Annotated in this window: 20 protein-coding genes; 14 read left to right on the top strand and 6 right to left on the bottom strand. The window is 43.4% G+C overall.

All coding sequences use genetic code 11. The features are described 5' to 3' along the window. The first annotated feature begins 7 nt into the window (after positions 1–7). From PW252_RS08785 to PW252_RS08745, 9 genes are all read left to right on the top strand, one after another. Positions 8–226 carry a YqgQ family protein gene (locus tag PW252_RS08785; protein ID WP_248045405.1) on the top strand — a complete coding sequence of 73 codons (219 nt, stop codon included), beginning with the start codon at positions 8–10 and terminating at the stop codon, positions 224–226. Further along, positions 226–612 carry a rhodanese-like domain-containing protein gene (locus PW252_RS08780; RefSeq protein ID WP_105124646.1) on the top strand — a complete coding sequence of 129 codons (387 nt, stop codon included), beginning with the start codon at positions 226–228 and terminating at the stop codon, positions 610–612. Before PW252_RS08785 ends, PW252_RS08780 begins: the two co-directional genes overlap by 1 nt. 69 nt (positions 613–681) lie before the next feature. Continuing rightward, positions 682–1,446: a serine protease gene (locus PW252_RS08775; RefSeq protein WP_248049380.1), complete on the top strand. Its 765-nt coding sequence runs from the start codon at positions 682–684 to the stop codon at positions 1,444–1,446. Between the two features lie 72 nt (positions 1,447–1,518). After that, entirely contained in the window at positions 1,519–2,058 is a 540-nt protein-coding gene (gene rsmD, locus PW252_RS08770) for a 16S rRNA (guanine(966)-N(2))-methyltransferase RsmD (protein ID WP_248049381.1), read from the top strand. After that, positions 2,048–2,536, top strand: coding sequence for a pantetheine-phosphate adenylyltransferase (gene coaD / locus PW252_RS08765; protein WP_248049382.1), 489 nt, complete (start codon positions 2,048–2,050; stop codon positions 2,534–2,536). The genes rsmD and coaD overlap by 11 nt, the downstream gene beginning before the upstream one ends. Then, positions 2,523–3,572: a SepM family pheromone-processing serine protease gene (locus PW252_RS08760; RefSeq protein ID WP_248049383.1), complete on the top strand. Its 1,050-nt coding sequence runs from the start codon at positions 2,523–2,525 to the stop codon at positions 3,570–3,572. The genes coaD and PW252_RS08760 overlap by 14 nt, the downstream gene beginning before the upstream one ends. A 142-nt stretch (positions 3,573–3,714) precedes the next feature. Next, positions 3,715–4,356, top strand: coding sequence for a YutD family protein (locus PW252_RS08755; protein WP_248049384.1), 642 nt, complete (start codon positions 3,715–3,717; stop codon positions 4,354–4,356). A gap of 8 nt (positions 4,357–4,364) precedes the next feature. After that, positions 4,365–5,477, top strand: coding sequence for a dual-specificity RNA methyltransferase RlmN (gene rlmN / locus PW252_RS08750; RefSeq protein ID WP_105118431.1), 1,113 nt, complete (start codon positions 4,365–4,367; stop codon positions 5,475–5,477). Next, positions 5,474–6,001: a VanZ family protein gene (locus tag PW252_RS08745; RefSeq protein ID WP_248049385.1), complete on the top strand. Its 528-nt coding sequence runs from the start codon at positions 5,474–5,476 to the stop codon at positions 5,999–6,001. The genes rlmN and PW252_RS08745 overlap by 4 nt, the downstream gene beginning before the upstream one ends. 324 nt (positions 6,002–6,325) lie before the next feature. On the opposite strand, the gene nadE is transcribed toward PW252_RS08745, so the two are convergent. The 4 genes from nadE to PW252_RS08725 are packed head-to-tail and all read right to left on the bottom strand — an operon-like array spanning position 6,326 to position 10,193. Continuing rightward, on the bottom strand, positions 6,326–7,150 hold the full coding sequence (gene nadE, locus PW252_RS08740; RefSeq protein ID WP_248049387.1) for an ammonia-dependent NAD(+) synthetase: 825 nt from the start codon (positions 7,148–7,150) through the stop codon (positions 6,326–6,328). Between the two features lie 12 nt (positions 7,151–7,162). Further along, positions 7,163–8,623, bottom strand: coding sequence for a nicotinate phosphoribosyltransferase (locus PW252_RS08735; RefSeq protein ID WP_248049389.1), 1,461 nt, complete (start codon positions 8,621–8,623; stop codon positions 7,163–7,165). A 53-nt stretch (positions 8,624–8,676) separates the two neighbouring features. After that, positions 8,677–9,321, bottom strand: coding sequence for a prepilin peptidase (locus PW252_RS08730; RefSeq protein WP_248049390.1), 645 nt, complete (start codon positions 9,319–9,321; stop codon positions 8,677–8,679). Positions 9,322–9,374: 53 nt separating this feature from the next. Then, entirely contained in the window at positions 9,375–10,193 is an 819-nt protein-coding gene (locus tag PW252_RS08725; protein WP_105118682.1) for a cation diffusion facilitator family transporter, read from the bottom strand. A 121-nt stretch (positions 10,194–10,314) separates the two neighbouring features. On the opposite strand from PW252_RS08725, the gene PW252_RS08720 reads away from it, so the two are divergent. Then, a complete protein-coding gene (locus PW252_RS08720) occupies positions 10,315–10,833 on the top strand; it encodes a TetR/AcrR family transcriptional regulator (protein ID WP_024378110.1) in 519 nt (172 codons plus the stop codon). 9 nt (positions 10,834–10,842) lie between these two features. Beyond that, on the top strand, positions 10,843–11,397 hold the full coding sequence (gene mnmM, locus PW252_RS08715) for a tRNA 5-(aminomethyl)-2-thiouridylate-methyltransferase MnmM (protein ID WP_248045347.1): 555 nt from the start codon (positions 10,843–10,845) through the stop codon (positions 11,395–11,397). Between the two features lie 11 nt (positions 11,398–11,408). Here mnmM and PW252_RS08710 read toward each other — a convergent pair whose 3' ends face one another. Further along, positions 11,409–12,188: an ABC transporter ATP-binding protein gene (locus PW252_RS08710; RefSeq protein WP_248045344.1), complete on the bottom strand. Its 780-nt coding sequence runs from the start codon at positions 12,186–12,188 to the stop codon at positions 11,409–11,411. A gap of 143 nt (positions 12,189–12,331) precedes the next feature. Here PW252_RS08710 and PW252_RS08705 point away from each other — a divergent pair, with 143 nt between their 5' ends. The 3 genes from PW252_RS08705 (at position 12,332) to PW252_RS08695 (ending at position 15,751) form a co-directional block, all read left to right on the top strand. Continuing rightward, a complete protein-coding gene (locus PW252_RS08705) occupies positions 12,332–13,666 on the top strand; it encodes a hemolysin family protein (protein ID WP_248049391.1) in 1,335 nt (444 codons plus the stop codon). 136 nt (positions 13,667–13,802) lie between these two features. Further along, positions 13,803–14,591, top strand: coding sequence for a pyruvate formate-lyase-activating protein (gene pflA / locus PW252_RS08700; RefSeq protein WP_398582944.1), 789 nt, complete (start codon positions 13,803–13,805; stop codon positions 14,589–14,591). A gap of 140 nt (positions 14,592–14,731) precedes the next feature. Then, positions 14,732–15,751 (top strand): glycoside hydrolase family 3 protein, encoded by a 1,020-nt coding sequence (locus tag PW252_RS08695; RefSeq protein WP_248049401.1) that lies wholly within the window; start codon positions 14,732–14,734, stop codon positions 15,749–15,751. 37 nt (positions 15,752–15,788) lie between these two features. On the opposite strand, the gene PW252_RS08690 is transcribed toward PW252_RS08695, so the two are convergent. Continuing rightward, positions 15,789–16,631, bottom strand: coding sequence for a VOC family protein (locus PW252_RS08690; protein ID WP_248049394.1), 843 nt, complete (start codon positions 16,629–16,631; stop codon positions 15,789–15,791).

The following is a 16,631-nucleotide window of genomic DNA, read 5'->3' as shown; positions in this document are numbered from 1 at the left end:
TTTATATATGAAACGACTATACGATGTACAACAGTTGCTAAAACGTTTTGGTATAATCATCTATATGGGCAATCGTTTGTATGACATTGAGATGATGCAGATAGAGCTCAATCGGGTCTATCAGGCAGGTCTTCTGGATAGATTGGACTACATGGAGGCCGAATTGGTTTTGCGACGGGAACATCGTTTGGAATTAGAGTATCAGAAGTTGAAGGAGAGTAAGTAGTGGAAACCTTGTGGGTATTTATTGTTTTTGTCGTCATTTTAGGTTCGTGGATGGGCTTTAATTATTGGAGATTGCGTCAAGCAGCGACAGTCATTGACAATGCTGCCTTTGCAGAGAAAATTCATGGAGGTCAGCTGATTGACCTACGAGATCCAAGTGAGTTCGGTCGCAAGCATATTCTGGGTGCCAGAAATATTCCCTACCAGCAATTACGCCAATCAACAGCAGCTTTACGTAAGGACAAGCCTGTTTTGATGTATGAAAATGATCGTGGGCAATTAGTGACACCAGCAGCCCTTCATTTGAAGAAACAAGGTTTTAATGAAATCTACATTCTAAGTTACGGTTTGAATGGCTGGAATGGAAAAGTAAAGACTGCTAAATAGAATAGCAGGTCTAGAGTGAGTGGTAGGGGAGGCAAACCTTTTTGACCTACCAGATAGCATAAGGAACGAATGATGAATAGAAAATTTGAAAAATTGTCACCAGCAGAAATGGGTATTATTGCCTTTATGGTACTTGTCTTGCTGATTAGTTTAGTTGCAAGCTGGTATAAAGGAACTCAGACAAAAACGGAAACTTCGGTAGCTAGACAAGAACTTGTTAGCGAAGATCCTGCCTATAAGGCGGCAGAGAATGCTGTGATTGCGCTTGAAGGAAATCCTAGCAAGGAGAAATTAGAAGCAGCTCAAGCTGCAGTTGATAAATTGAAATCGGCTATTAAAAAGCAAGAGCTACAGACCAGAATTGATAAGGTAAAGGTTGCAGCAGATAATTTGACGGATGCCCAGACTAAAGCTAGATTACAGGCTGAATTGATTAGGGCTGAGGCAGCTAAGAAATTAGAAGCTGAAAGGAACGGTTCCTCAGCAAGTTCGACTAGCAGTGAAGTGACAGAAGAGGTTGTAACAGCAACAAGCACGGTATCTGAAGAGGAAGTTTATCAAGAAGAAACTGCCTACCAGGAAGAAACGACTTATCAGGCAGAAACCAATACCTACATAGCTCCGGCACAAAATACCTATAGTAGCCCAAATGCTACGACGACTTACACTCCACCTGCTAGCCAAACAGAAACTAGTACAACTCCTGTGTCCGAGGTCAGTGAAACACCAGTTGTGGAAACACCAGTGACGGAAGCGTCAACTGCTACTGAAACTAGCGCAGAAAGTCCAGTTGCAAGTGAAACGCCAGCAACATCATCTACAGATAATCCATAGATAAAAGGAGAGCAATCTCCTTTTTTTAGTTTGATTGAGCTGTCCAGTCGTTTTTTTGTTATAATATTCTTTATGAGAATTGTATCAGGAATTTATGGCGGACGACCGCTAAAAACTTTAGAGGGTAAGACAACTAGGCCCACATCGGACAAGGTCCGTGGAGCCATGTTCAATATGATTGGTCCTTATTTTGAGGGTGGTCGAGTCTTGGACCTCTATGCAGGAAGTGGCGGTTTGTCTATCGAGGCTGTTTCTCGCGGCATGGAGGCTGCAGTTCTGGTCGAGCGTGATCGGAGAGCGCAAGCTATTATCCGCGATAATATCCGTATGACCAAGGAAGACAGCAAGTTTCAGCTTTTATCCATGGAAGCCAAGCAGGCTTTGGCTCACTTGAGCGGATCCTTCGACCTGGTCTTTCTGGACCCTCCCTATGCTGCTGAGGATATCGTCGCAGATATTACTGAGCTGTGTCAGCGCCAGCTTTTGTCCCAAGAGGTCATGGTGGTTTGCGAGACAGATAAGGCAGTTTCTCTTCCGGAGGAAATAGCAGAGCTGGGCATTTGGAAAGAAAAAATCTATGGAATTAGTAAGGTAACAGTCTATGTCAGATAAGATAGGAATGTTCACAGGATCCTTTGACCCCATTACCAATGGGCATCTGGATATCATCAAGCGAGCAAGTGGCCTGTTTGATAAGCTTTATGTGGGTATTTTTTTCAATCCCAATAAAATAGGTTTGTTTACAGGGCAGGAGCGTCTAGCCCTTCTACAAAAAGTTTTTGAGGAAAACGAGAAGATTGAGGTCTTTTTAGCTGGTCAGGAATTGGTGGTTGATGTGGCCCGTGAGCGACGGGTTAGTCATATCGTTCGAGGTCTCCGTAATGGAATTGACCTTGAATATGAGGCTAATTTTGACTATTTTAATCGCCAACTAGCTCCGGAACTTGAAACGGTTTATCTCATGTCTAAACCGGAGTATCGGAATATATCTTCTAGTCAAATCAGAGAATTGATTCATTATCAGCAAGATATTAGTCCCTATGTTCCCCAAGTTGTCAGTGAGGAGATAAAAAAGAATGAAGAAAAATAAGAAATTACTACTGATTAGCTCCATTGTCTTAGGTACTTTATTGATTTGGTTTACGGTCTTTGTACCCCTGCCATACTATCTGGAAAAGCCGGGAGGGGCTTCGGATATTCGTCAGGTTTTGACGGTCAATGACCAAGAAGACAAGGAAACTGGTTCTTACAATTTTACCTACGTTTCAGTCCATCAGGCAACAGCTCTGCAACTCTTGGCGGCCCAGTTTGACCCTTACACAAGTGTTAGTTCAGCAGAGGAGATGACAGGTGGGGCAGATAGCGAGGAATACTTCCGCATTGCCCAGTTCTACATGGAGACTTCGCAAAATATGGCCAAGTACCAAGGTTTGACCTTGGCTGGTAAAGAGGTCAGCATGGATTTCTTCGGGGTTTACGTTCTAGCTTTGGCCGAAGATTCAACTTTTAAGGAAATTCTCAATATTGCGGACACTGTTGTCAGCATCAATGGAAAAACCTTTGAATCCTCACCAGACCTGATTAAATATGTCAGCAGTTTGGAATTGGGCAGTGATGTGACCGTTGGTTATGTCAGCGGTGGACAAGAAAAATCAGCGGATGGGCAAATTATCAAGCTTTCAAATGGTAAAAACGGGATCGGGATTACTCTAGTTGACCATACGGAAGTGAAGAGTTCAGTGCCGATTGAATTCCAAACTGGCAATATCGGTGGCCCAAGTGCTGGTCTTATGTTTACCCTTGCTATCTATACGCAACTGGCTGATCCAACCTTGCGTGATGGGCGCGTGATTGCAGGAACTGGAACCATTGAGCAGGATGGTAGTGTTGGTGATATTGGTGGAGCAGATAAGAAGGTATTATCTGCAGCCAAGGCTGGAGCAAGTATCTTCTTTGTTCCCAACAATCCAGTTGATGAGGAGATCTTGAAAGAGGATCCAAGAGCTAAAACCAACTATGAAGAGGCTAAAGAAGCTGCTGAAAAGGCAGGTTTGGACATTGAAGTTGTGCCTGTCAAGACGGCTCAGGACGCCATTGACTATTTGAAGACAACAAAGGGCGAGTAATTCGTCCTTTTTGCTATTTCATTAAAATTGTCTGAAATTTCTTTGATAACCTAAACTAGAAGAATTTCAGTTCAAATCGTGATATAATAGTAGGGTTAGATAGAATTGATTTGTATGAATATTTTACAAGATTGGAGGATTCATGAAAAAAGATATTTCACCAGAAATGTATAACTACAACAAGTATCCTGGACCTAGTTTTGCTCGAGTAGGGGACAAGGTTGTATCTGAAAATATTGAACTAGACCTTGTGGAAGACTATAAAGAGGCTTTTGACCAGACTATTTTCGGTCAGCGTTTTTCACAGTTGATGCTCAAGTTTGACTATATTGTCGGCGATTGGGGCAATGAGCAACTGCGTTTGAAGGGCTTTTATAAGGATGATAAGACTGTTAAGTCTGACTCTAAAATCAGTCGTTTGGATGATTATTTGACGGAATTCTGTAATTTTGGTTGTGCTTATTTCGTCTTAGCCAATCCAAATCCGCAGGACTTACCTGTTGAGGAGGAGGACAGACCTCGTCGTAAGCGGAGTCGTTCTCGTAATCGCAACAGAAATCAGCAGCGGACGGAGCCGATTGCGCCAAAGGAAAGTAAGAATAGTCGCAATGACCGTCAGAAAAAAGGGAAGCAGCAGAACAAGCAGCCGGAACAGCGTCATTTTACTATGAAAAATGCGGGTGCCAAGGCTAGTCAGACGGAGCGTAGTCAGAAGCGTGACCGTAAAGAAAATAATCGAGAGATGAATGAGGCTAAGCGTAGCTTTGTTATCCGTCAGAAGTAGGGAGAAACATGAAACCATCAATTTATGCCTTTAGTCAAGCCAATCTTGTGGATTGGATTTTAGAAAATGGGGAAAAGAAATTCCGTGCAACACAGATTTGGGAATGGCTCTATCGTTCCCGTGTCCAGTCCTTTGCGGAAATGACCAACTTGCCCAAGTCTTTGATTGAAAAATTGGAAGAAAACTTTGTGGTCAACCCACTCAAACAACGGATTGTACAGGAGTCTAAGGACGGTACTATCAAATACCTATTTGAATTGCCAGATGGCATGCTGATTGAAACAGTTCTCATGCACCAGCATTATGGTCTGTCAGTCTGTGTAACCACTCAGGTAGGTTGCAATATTGGTTGTACCTTCTGTGCTTCTGGTTTGATTCCTAAGCAACGGGATTTGACCAGTGGTGAAATTGTGGCTCAGATTATGTTGGTGCAGAAATACCTAGATGAGCGTAATCAGAATGAGCGCGTCAGCCATATCGTTGTCATGGGTATCGGTGAGCCGCTTGACAACTATGACAATGTCATGACCTTCTTGCGTGTGGTTAATGACGACAAGGGCTTGGCAATTGGGGCCCGTCACATTACGGTTTCGACTTCTGGTTTGGCACCAAAAATTCGTGACTTTGCACGTGAAGGTGTTCAGGTCAACTTGGCAGTTTCTCTCCACGCGCCCAATAACGACCTTCGTTCCAGCATCATGCGGATCAACCGCCGTTATCCAATCGAGGTCTTGTTCGAGGCAATCGAGGACTATATCAAGGTTACCAACCGCCGTGTGACCTTTGAGTATATCATGCTTAATGAGGTCAACGATGGGGTTGAACAGGCGCAAGAATTGGCTGATTTGACCAAGAATATCCGTAAATTGTCTTATATCAACCTTATTCCATACAACCCGGTTAGTGAGCATGACCAGTATAGCCGTTCAACTAGAGAGCGGACCCTGGCTTTCTTTGATGTTTTGAAGAAAAATGGGGTCAACTGTGTCGTTCGTCAGGAACATGGTACAGATATTGATGCGGCATGTGGTCAGTTGCGTTCCAATACGCTCAAGAAAGATCGCGAAAAGGCGCGTGCTCGCATTGCAGCAGCCAAAGCCAAGGCAGGTATTGGAGCATGAGAACATTCTTCCAAGCAGATGGAGACTTGACCAAGCTAGGAAGACAAATTTGTAAAAGCTTAGCTGGGGCCTATGCTCTGGCTATTGTTTTACTCTGTTTTCTTCCTCAGACCTGGTACCCTCAATACAAAGACTTTTCCACACCAGGCATTATTCAGATTGGCCGACTCTATCTACTCCCCACTCCCTTTAATAGTATTGTCAACGGTGATAAGGTAGATAGCCTAGCAGATCTGGGCTGGATATTCTTGCAGAACTTCACCAATATTTTTCTACTCTTCCCTCTGGTTTTTCTTCTCCTTTTCCTTTTTGAAAAATGGCGGAGCCTTAAAGCAGTTATACGGTATAGTTTTTTTATGAGCCTGTTTATCGAGTGTACCCAACTCTTGCTAGACTTACTCATTGATGCGGGGCGAGTGTTTGAAGTGGATGACCTCTGGACAAATACCTTAGGCGGTGTTTTGGCTTATGGCCTCTATCGTTGTTTTATTCATACTATTATGGATTGTAAACTAGATAAGTAATCTCTGGTGATTATCCAGAGTATTCTGAAAATTTAGAAAAAACAATTGACTTATTGTAAATAATAACGTATAATTGTAGGTAATTTAAGATAAATCTTATCGCTTTCAAGGAGTGAAGGATTTTATCTTAAATAAATCCTTTTAGAATACGGACCAATTTATCGTGCATCTCCGTATATCTGGAGATAGAGGTATGGCCTCCCCTAGTCAGTGTCCATTACCACCCAGTCCGTTTCGTACTTTCCTCTCCTTATCTTACAGAGAGGAATTTTCTGTTTAGACTATACAAAACCCCTGACGATTGAATACGGTCAGGGGTCAATTTTATTTCCAAAAGTCATCAAAAATCGTGATTGGTAAGTGGCGTTTGTGGGCTGTTTTATTCCACCATCCTTCGATAATGGTTTGGGCTTGAGGGGCGATGGTCTTGCCTTCGAGATAGTCGTCGATTTGGTTATAGGTAACACCGAGAGCGACTTCATCAGCAAGGCCTGGTTTGTCTTCTTCCAAGTCTGCAGTAGGGACTTTGAGGTAGAGTTTTTCATCTGCTCCCAAGGCTGCTAGAAGTTGTTTACCTTGACGCTTGTTAAGGCGGAAGAGGGGCAGGATATCTGCACCGCCATCACCGTGCTTGGTAAAGAAGCCAGTGATATTTTCAGCGGCATGGTCGGTTCCAATCACAGCCCCTTTGCGTTCGCCGGCAACTGCATACTGGGCAATCATGCGCATGCGGGCTTTAGCATTTCCCTTATTAAAATCAGACATAGAAAGTCCATTTGCATTGACAGCCGCTGCCATAGCATCTGTAGATTCCTTGATGTTGATGGTTAGGCTGACATCTGGTTGGATAAAGGCGAGGGCTGCTTGGGCGTCAGACTCGTCAGCCTGCACACCGTAAGGTAGACGGATAGCGATAAATTGGTAGGAGTCGTCACCTGTTTCCGCCCGCATTTCTTCCATGGTCAGCTGGGCCAATCGTCCTGCTAAGGTTGAGTCCTGACCGCCCGAAATACCTAAAACGTAGGTTTTCAAAAAGGGATGTTTTTTCAGATAGTCTTTGAGAAAGTCGATGGAGCGACGGATTTCTTCATTTGGGTCAATGCTTGGCTTGACACCTAGTTCCTTGATAATGGTTTCTTGTAGGGTCATTGGCTACCTTTCTTAGATGGATTTGGCTTGGCTTTGTTTGCGAATGCGATTGATGATGTTCATCTTGTTATCCCAGACATCTTGGGCCAGGTCAACTGGATAGAGTTGAGGGTTGAGGACACGTTTGTATTCGTCCCAGAGCTTGTCAAATTCTTGGTTGGCATAGGCTTGAATTTCCGCTAGACTTGGTAATTCATAGACTTGCTTGCCCTCTTCAAAAATTGGAATAAGGAGGGGACGGGCGTCGAAGTTTTCAACGGTCTTGTTGATGTAGGTATAGGTTGGATGGAACATATAAATGCTGTCCATTTGGCTGACATCCGTATCCGCAAAGGTGATATAGTCGCCTTCTGACTTGCCCTTTTCTTTTGAGGTGATGCGCCAGACTTGTTTTTTGCCAGGTGTCGATACTTTTTCCACGTTTGAAGACAGTTTGATGGTATCTCGCATGCTTCCGTCTTCATCTTCGATGGATACAATCTTATAGACAGCCCCCAAGGCTGGTTGGTCATAGGCGGTGATCAACTTAGTGCCCACTCCCCAGACATCAATTTTTGCCTTTTGCATTTTGAGGTTGAGGATGGTATTTTCATCCAGGTCATTGGACGCGTAGATTTTTGCCTCAGTGAAACCAGCCTCATCCAACTGTTGACGGACCTTCTTGGAAATATAGGCCATATCACCAGAATCAATCCGCACTCCTTTGAAGTTAATCTTATCGCCCATTTCCTTGGCAACTTTTATGGCGGCAGGAACACCGATTCGAAGGGTATCATAGGTATCTACCAAGAAAACACAGTCGTGATGGGTTTCAGCGTAGGCCTTGAAAGCCTTGTAATCATCGCCGTAGGTTTGGACTAGGGCATGGGCATGGGTACCAGCAACAGGAATGCCGAAGATTTTACCTGCTCGGACATTGGAAGTGGCAGAAGCACCACCGATAAAGGCTGCGCGGGTGCCCCAAATGGCAGCATCCATTTCTTGGGCACGACGGGTACCAAATTCCATCAGCATTTCATCTTCTATCACTGCCTTGATACGACGGGCCTTGGTAGCAATCAGGGTTTGGTAGTTGACGATATTGAGAATAGCTGTTTCAATCAACTGGCACTGGGCAAGTGGTCCTTCAATCTGCATGATAGGCTCGTTGGCATAGACCAGGTCACCTTCCTTGGCAGAACGAACGGTCAAGTTCATTTCTAGATTTGCCAAATAATCCAGGAAATCCTTGGGATAGCCTAATTCAGTCAAATAGTCAATATCTGTCTGGCTGAAGGAAAGAGTGTTGAGGTATTCTACTACACGCTCCAAACCAGCAAAGACGGCATAGCCATTTTTAAAGGGCTGAGAACGGAAATAGACTTCAAACACGGCATGTTTATTGTGGATCTTTTGATTAAAATAGACCTGCATCATATTGATCTGGTAAAGATCGGTATGCAGGGTTAAACTGTCATCTGTAAAAACTGTCATAGCTTTCTCCTTTATTCCTTCTATTATACCAAAAAAATCGAGCTAGGCTCGATTTAGAGAGTGATATTGATAATCAGGCTGGCAAGGAATAAAAAAGGTACATAGGGGAGGGATTTGGGTTTAAAGATGAAAAAGATAGCCAGTCCTAAAATGGAACTAAGTTGAATAATCCAGATAATTTCTGTAAAGCCAAACAAAAGTGACAGACTTGCCAGATAGAGAAAATCGCCAGAACCGATATTGAGTTGCCATTTTTCAGTCAGATAGGCCAGGAGCAAAAAGCCACAGAAAAGCCAGTTGAGCTGGGAGAGAATGAGGGCAACAAAAGTAAAAAGTAGCCAGACAGCGAAGGGATATTCCTGATGCTTGATGTCGTAAATGGTCAAGACCAACCCGGCTAAGATAAGAATAGTTTCAGCTATGGATAGGATATGAAAATGGCAGAGCAGGACTAATAGACCAGCTAAGAATTCCAGTCCCAGATACCAATAAGGAATTTTCGCCTTGCAGTAACGGCATTTAGATTTTGTGGAAAGCTGAGAAATAATAGGAACTAAATCCCAAGCCTTGAGCCGTCGTTTGCAGGCATTGCAGTGACTAGATGGGGCGATAATGGACTGTTCAGGGAAACGGTCGATGACCAATCCCAGGAAGGAGCCGATAGAAGCTCCCAGGAAAAATAGGATAATTGTCTTCATACCTATTTATTCGCAAATGGGAGAGGAAAATGAGATATTTTTAAAAAATTTTTTTACAAAATTTCGATGGTGCTTTGGACAATGCCAAAGGTGATGAGAGAATTCCGTATTTTTGCTTTGGTCTTGTCTGCTACAGCAGGATTTGTTAGTTTGACCGTCACTGTCGCACAATGGTCATATCCATCCATGGTCCAGACATTCAGTTGAGTGATTTCGTGAACATTTTCAAGAGCAAGGAGAATTTCTTTCACTTCTTCAAGATTTACTTCTTGCGGACTTGTTTCAAGTAGAATCTTGACACTATTCCAGGCTTTTGGCAGGGCTTTGGAGAGGATGAAGATAGCAATACCGAGTGAGAGGAGTGGGTCTAGAAAGTACCAATCAGTGAATTGAAGAATGATGGAAACAAGGATGACCGCCAGCCATCCCAAAATATCCTCTAAAAAGTGCAAGCTGAGAATGGATTCATTATGGCTATGGCCATTTTTTACAATACGGGAAGCGAGTAAATTGATGATGATAGCGATAATGCCGAGGACTAACATCCCATCTTGATTGACAGGGTTGGGATGGAAAAGATTGGGAATGTTTTCTACAAGGATCAAGCTGGAGCCGATAATCAGAATACTAGAAGTCAATAGAGCGGCCAAAATATTCCATCTCTTGTAGCCAAAAGGATAGTTCTTGTCAGCAGGTTTGTTGGCATAGGTTTGCATGATGGCAGAGCTTCCGATGGCGAGGGCGTCACCCAAATCATGAACAGCATCTGCTAAGATGGCACTGGAACCAAAGATCCAACCAAAGATAAACTCGATGATAGAAAAGCTGAGATTGAGGAGAAAAGCGATAAATGTATTTTTAGAAGATGACATGAGATTCCCTTTCTGTGTTATACTGTTTATAGGTTTATTATGTACTGTAATGAGCCGAAAAACTAGAAACAAGAGAAACGGTTTGTCTTTTTCTGAACAAATTGTTTGAAATGTACGAAAAATGGATAGACGAATTGCAAAAACAAAAAGAGCTATTTTTCAGGCTTTTTTGACCTTATTAAATGATAAAGGTTATGATGACATGCGCGTGCAGGATGTTATTGACCTGGCAGATGTGGGGCGTTCCACTTTCTATGCTCACTATGCCAGTAAAGAGGCTCTTTTGGAAGAACTTTGTCATGACCTCTTTCACCACTTATTTACAGGTCGTGAAGATGCGGATGTGAAGACCTTGTTGGCCCATATTTTCAAACACTTTCGGACCAATCAAGACCGAGTTGCCAGCCTTTTATTGTCCCGCAATGCCTATTTTCTAAGAGAACTGGAAGCGGAGCTGAAACACGACATTTTTCCAAAAGTGGTTGAAGACTACATGCAGGACAAGGGGAATCTTCCAGAGGATTTGCTGGTACATTTTGTTGTGACCACTTTTGTGGAGACGGTCAGCTGGTGGTTGCAGCAACGCAAAAAGGTGGACGAAGCCACCTTGACCGAATATTATGTAAGATTATTAGCTTAAGGAGTGAAAATGCTTAGACCTTTACACATGGCCCATGCCTTTTTAGACGAGATTTTAACTGACCAGGACCTAGCGGTCGATGCGACCATGGGAAATGGCCATGACACGCTATTTTTAGCCCAGCGAGCAGGAAAAGTTGTGGCCTTTGATATTCAGGAACAAGCCCTGACCACAACGGCTGAAAAACTAGAACAAGCTGGCTTGACCAATGCCCAATTAGTTTTGACTGGGCACGAAAATTTAGACCAGTATGTAGATGAATGCAAGGCAGCCATTTTCAATCTGGGCTATCTACCTTCGGCGGATAAATCAGTCATTACCCTGCCTGCAACTACTCTTCAGGCCATCGAAAAAGTCCTTGACCGTCTTGTTGTTGGCGGTCGCTTAGCCATCATGGTTTACTATGGTCACGAGGGCGGAGCTCTTGAGAAGGATGCGGTTTTAGATTTTATCAGCCAGCTAGACCAGACCGTTTTTACAGCCATGCTCTATAAACCACTCAATCAAATCAATACCCCACCATTTTTGGTCATGGTGGAACGATTAAAATCCAGCTCAAACTAGGCTGGATTTTTTTATAATATGGGCTTAATGAACAATCTTCCCTCACCCAAGTCAATCAATTCCACCTGATTGCCATAAAAATCGCTGAGGAGTTCAGGGGTTAAAATGTCTTGTTTTGGTCCCTGTGCCAAGACCTTGCCATCTTTGAGCAGGAGGACATGGGTAAAGTTGTCAGTGATTTCCTCTGCGTGATGGGTCACATAGATAATGGCAGGAGCCGTTGGGAGTTGGCAGATCTGGTCAATATGATGGAGCAGGCGTTCGCGAGCAAGTAAATCCAAGCCCACAGTTGCTTCGTCTAAAATCAAAATAGCAGGTTCTTCCATCAAACTGCGGGCGATGAGTAGCAGTTGGCGCTCGCCTTGTGATAAACTGGCATAGGTCCTGCCAATCAAGTGGTCAGCCTTGATTGTTTTCAGCATTTCAATAGCCTGGTCTAGCTCAGCTTGCCCGTACTCACGGTAGAGGATGGAGGATTTGTATTTTCCAGTCAGGACGATTTGCTCTGCCGTCAAGTCAATTGGAAATCGTTCTGCCAAAAAGGAGCCGACCACACCAATCTTAGTGCGCAGGCCGGGAATATCACCCTTACCAAATTCCACTCCCAGAACAGTCAACTCGCCAGATGTCTTCCAAAACTCTGCCATCAATATGCGCAGCAGTGTTGATTTTCCAGCACCGTTAAGGCCTAAAATAGCCCAACGCTCCCCTTTTTTAAATTCCCAGTTGATGTCTTTTAATAGGTACTTCCCCTGTCTTTTGTAGGACAGTTCTTTCATGGATAAAATCATACGGACCTCGCTTTTCTTTTTGACTATTTTATCACAGAAGTGTAGATTTACAGATATTTTTGGCGAATGTCACCTCGATTATACCAAAATGAAAAGAATATGGTATAATGGGAATGTTATAGATTTTATTATAGGAGAATATCATGGAAGACCCTGGTAGTCAGACCATTCATTTACAATTATTATTACTTTTATTGTTGACCTTGCTCAATGCCTTCTTTTCAGCTTCAGAAATGGCCCTTGTTTCCCTTAATCGTTCACGGGTGGAGCAAAAGGCAGCTGAGGGTGAGAAGAAGTATATTCGCTTACTGCAAGTTTTAGAAAATCCCAATAATTTCCTTTCTACTATTCAGGTCGGAATTACCTTTATTTCTATCCTTTCGGGTGCCAGCTTGGCCAATGATTTAGGTGCTGTTTTTGCCAAGTGGATGGGTAATTCAACAACAGCTCAAACTGCTGGTTACTGGTTGGCTTTAGCGATGTTGACCTTTGTATCTATCGTACTGGGTGAACTATATCCCAAGCGGATTGCCATGAATATGAAGGAAAATCTGGCAGTTGTTACGGCGCCAGTGATTATTTTCCTAGGGAAGATTGTTAGTCCTTTCGTTTGGCTCTTATCAGCCGCGACCAATCTCATCAGCCGCATTACACCCATGAATTTTGACGATGCGGACGAGCAGATGACCCGGGATGAGATTGAATATATCTTGACCAAGAGCGAGCAGACTTTGGATGCGGAAGAAATCGAGATGTTGCAAGGTGTATTCTCCTTGGATGAGCTGATGGCGCGTGAAGTCATGGTTCCCCGTACGGATGCCTTCATGGTCGATATTGAAGACGATACGGAAACCATTATGGCGGCCATTCTCAAACAGAATTTTTCTCGAATTCCAGTTTATGATGGCGATAAGGATAATATCATTGGTTTGATTCATACCAAAAAAATCTTGTCTGAAGCCTTTAGCAATGGTTTCGACAATCTCAATATCCGTCGTATTATGCAGGAGCCTCTCTTTGTTCCAGAAACCATTTTCGTGGATGATTTGTTAAAATCCTTGCGCAATACCCAAAACCAAATGGCTATCTTGCTGGACGAATATGGTGGGGTTGCTGGTCTGGTCACTTTAGAAGATTTGTTGGAAGAAATTGTTGGGGAAATTGATGATGAAACGGATAAAACGGAAATTTTTGTTCGTGAAATTGCTGAAAATACCTATATTGTCCAAGGGAATATGACTCTGAATGACTTCAACGAGCATTTTGATACAGAGCTAGAAAGTGATGATGTTGATACCATTGCAGGTTATTATTTGACCGGAGTCGGCACTATTCCAAGCCAGGAAGAAAAGGTGACCTTTGAAGTGGACAGTAAGGACCATCACTTAGTCTTTATCAATGATAAGGTGAAAAATGGTCGGGTGACCAAGCTTAAAATGATGAAGACTACTCTTGAAGAGGAAAACGAAAAAGAATAGGCTAAGACCAGTTGCCCGAAGGGGAGCTGGTTTTTCATAGCAATTCAAATAGTTAGTTAAAAACAATAAACTACAAGTATAGTAGCGTTTTCATTTTTGTGTTATACTAGATGTAATAATTTGTAAAGGTGAGATTATGACAGAAATAGATTATCGTAAAGTCACAGGCTTGGTTCATTCAACAGAAAGTTTTGGTTCGGTAGATGGACCGGGTGTACGTTTTGTAGTCTTTATGCAAGGCTGCCACATGCGCTGTCAGTATTGCCATAACCCAGATACTTGGGATTTGGTCAATCCATCTGCCACTGAGCGGACTGCAGAAGATGTGCTCAATGAAGCCCTGCGCTTTCGTATGTTCTGGGGAAAAGAGGGGGGAATCACTGTGTCAGGTGGTGAGGCCACTATCCAAATTGACTTTTTGATTGCCCTCTTTACCCTGGCCAAAGAAAAAGGCATCCACACAACCTTGGACACCTGTGCTCTGACCTTCCGTTCGACCGAGCGTTATCTGGAAAAATACAATCGCTTGATGGAAGTGACAGATTTGGTACTCTTGGATATTAAGGAAATCAATCCAGACCAGCACCGTATTGTAACGGGGCATAGCAATAAGACTATTTTAGAGTGCGCTCGTTATTTGTCGGATATTGGTAAGCCAGTTTGGATTCGTCATGTTTTGGTCCCTGGATTGACAGACCGAGATGAAGACTTGGTTGAATTGGGAAAATTTGTCAAAACCTTGAACAATGTGGAGCGTTTTGAAGTCTTGCCTTACCATAATCTTGGAGAATTTAAGTGGCGTGAGCTGGGTAGACCTTATCCACTTGAAGGGACCAAGCCACCAAGTAAGGAACGCGTTTTAAACGCTAAGAACTTGATGGAAACCGAATCCTATCAAGACTATATGAATCGAATAAAGGGATAGTAGTGCGTAGAGCTAGAGTAAATAAAAGTCTAGGTGTAGTCGGACCGCTTTTGGCATGTTTGTTGATTGCGGTCTGTGCATCCTTAGCATATTATGTATTTAATAAAAGAGAAGGACAGTCCAGCAACAGTCCTTCTTTTGTGCCTGTTCAAGAGGTTTCTATCAAAGACAAGCGGATCTCTGATTACCTACAACAAATGACCCTAGAAGAAAAAGTTGGTCAGATGATTTTTGCACGTATACCTGCTGAAAATCAATTAGAGGATCTTGCTTCCTATCACTTTGGTGGCTATATCTTATTTTCACGGGACTTTGAAGGAAAGACCTTAGAACAAGTTAAGGAAGACGTTGCAAGTTATCAAGCCAATTCTAAGCTACCACTTTTAATGGCTTCTGATGAAGAAGGTGGGACGGTAACGCGGGTTAGTCAGTTATTAGAAACTCCCTTTGCCTCCCCCTTGGAATTGTATCAGTCAGGGGGGCTGGAGGCTGTTTTAGAAGATAGCAAGTACAAAACCAGGCTTTTGAAAGGGATAGGTATTCATGCCGGTTTCTTTCCAGTTGCGGACTTATCCACAGATCCATGGTCATTTATTTATGATCGGACTATTGGTCAAGATGCTGCTACAACATCCACTTATATCAGCCAAGAGGTCCAGCTACTGAAACAAGAGCAATTTGCTTCGACTTTGAAACATTTCCCAGGCTATGGGAACAATGCTGATTCACATACAGATTTGGTCTATGACAATCGTAGTTTAGAAGAATTACGAGCCAATGATTTTCTTCCCTTTAAGGCTGGAATTGAAGCGGGGGCAGACTCCATCATGGTCAGTCACAATATCGTCCCTGCCATTGATGATGTCCCGTCTTCCGTTTCACCTGAAATCAATAATATTCTTCGGAATGAACTTGGTTTTGAAGGGGTTATTATGACCGATGACTTTGATATGCTAGGTCTATCGCAATTCGTTGATCAAAATTCGGGTGCCTTGCAGACTATTCAGGCTGGGACAGATATGATTTTATCTTCGAGCTATGCTAGTCAAATTCCTTATATTGTGGAACAAGTGAAGGCTGGAACCATTACAGAGGAGCGGCTTGACCAATCCGTCAAACGTATTTTAGGAATGAAATACGATCTTGGTTTAATCAAATAAACAAAGAAAAGGAAGTGCTAGATACTTCCTTTTCGTATTATTCTAAAACAAGCTTAGTTTTGATACCATCCACATCGACAAAGGCTGCAGAACTATCCATTCTTTCTATCTTTAAGTTTGCGGCGGAGGCACGTTCTAGGGTTGCTTCGAAGTCTGCTGGGCTAGAGTAGATGACTGTGTAGTAGGCAAGTCCAGGCATGCCTTCAGTTCGCGTCTGTAGTTCTTTTCCTCCCCATTCGTTGACTGCTAGGTGGTGATGGTAGTCGCCTGAGGCTAGCCAGGCTGCAGATGGGACCGAGAATTTATCCTCGATAGCTAGGACTTCTTGGTAGAATCGGCTTGAAGCGGAGCTTTCTCGGACAGATAGATGGACATGACCCATGCGACTGCCAGCTGGCATCTGATAGGCTGCGTCAGCTTTTTTCCCTAAAGCATAGATCGTTTCAGCATCCATAGGCTCAGTAATGCCGACGATGCGGCCGTCTGGGCGGACATCCCAATTGTCTTGAGGCAGGTCGCGGTAAATTTCGATGCCGTTACCTTCGGTGTCGGCTAGGTAAATGGCTTCGCTGTAACCGTGGTCGCTGGCGCCTTGGAGGGGAATCTTATTGTCGATAAAGTGGCGGAAAATGCTCCCTAGGTCCTCTCGGCTAGGTAGGACAATGGCCAAGTGGTAGAGTCCGTAGCTGTGGCTAACTTCACCTTTCTGCTCTGTTTGAATAAGTCGAATAAGGATGTTTTTTCCAACTCCTAGGTCAATCTGTTTAGAGTTTTCAGTCAGAACTTGGAGGCCTAATACCTGCTGGTAAAATAGGCTTTGTAGTTCTAAATCGCGGACATTGAGGGCAACATGGCCCAGCTCAAATTTGGAATTGTACAT

The organism is Streptococcus sp. 29887 (assembly GCF_032595075.1).
GTDB lineage: Bacteria > Bacillota > Bacilli > Lactobacillales > Streptococcaceae > Streptococcus > Streptococcus iners.
The sequence above is the reverse complement of the archived record's forward strand: the minus strand, read 5'-3'. Positions and strand labels throughout refer to the sequence as shown.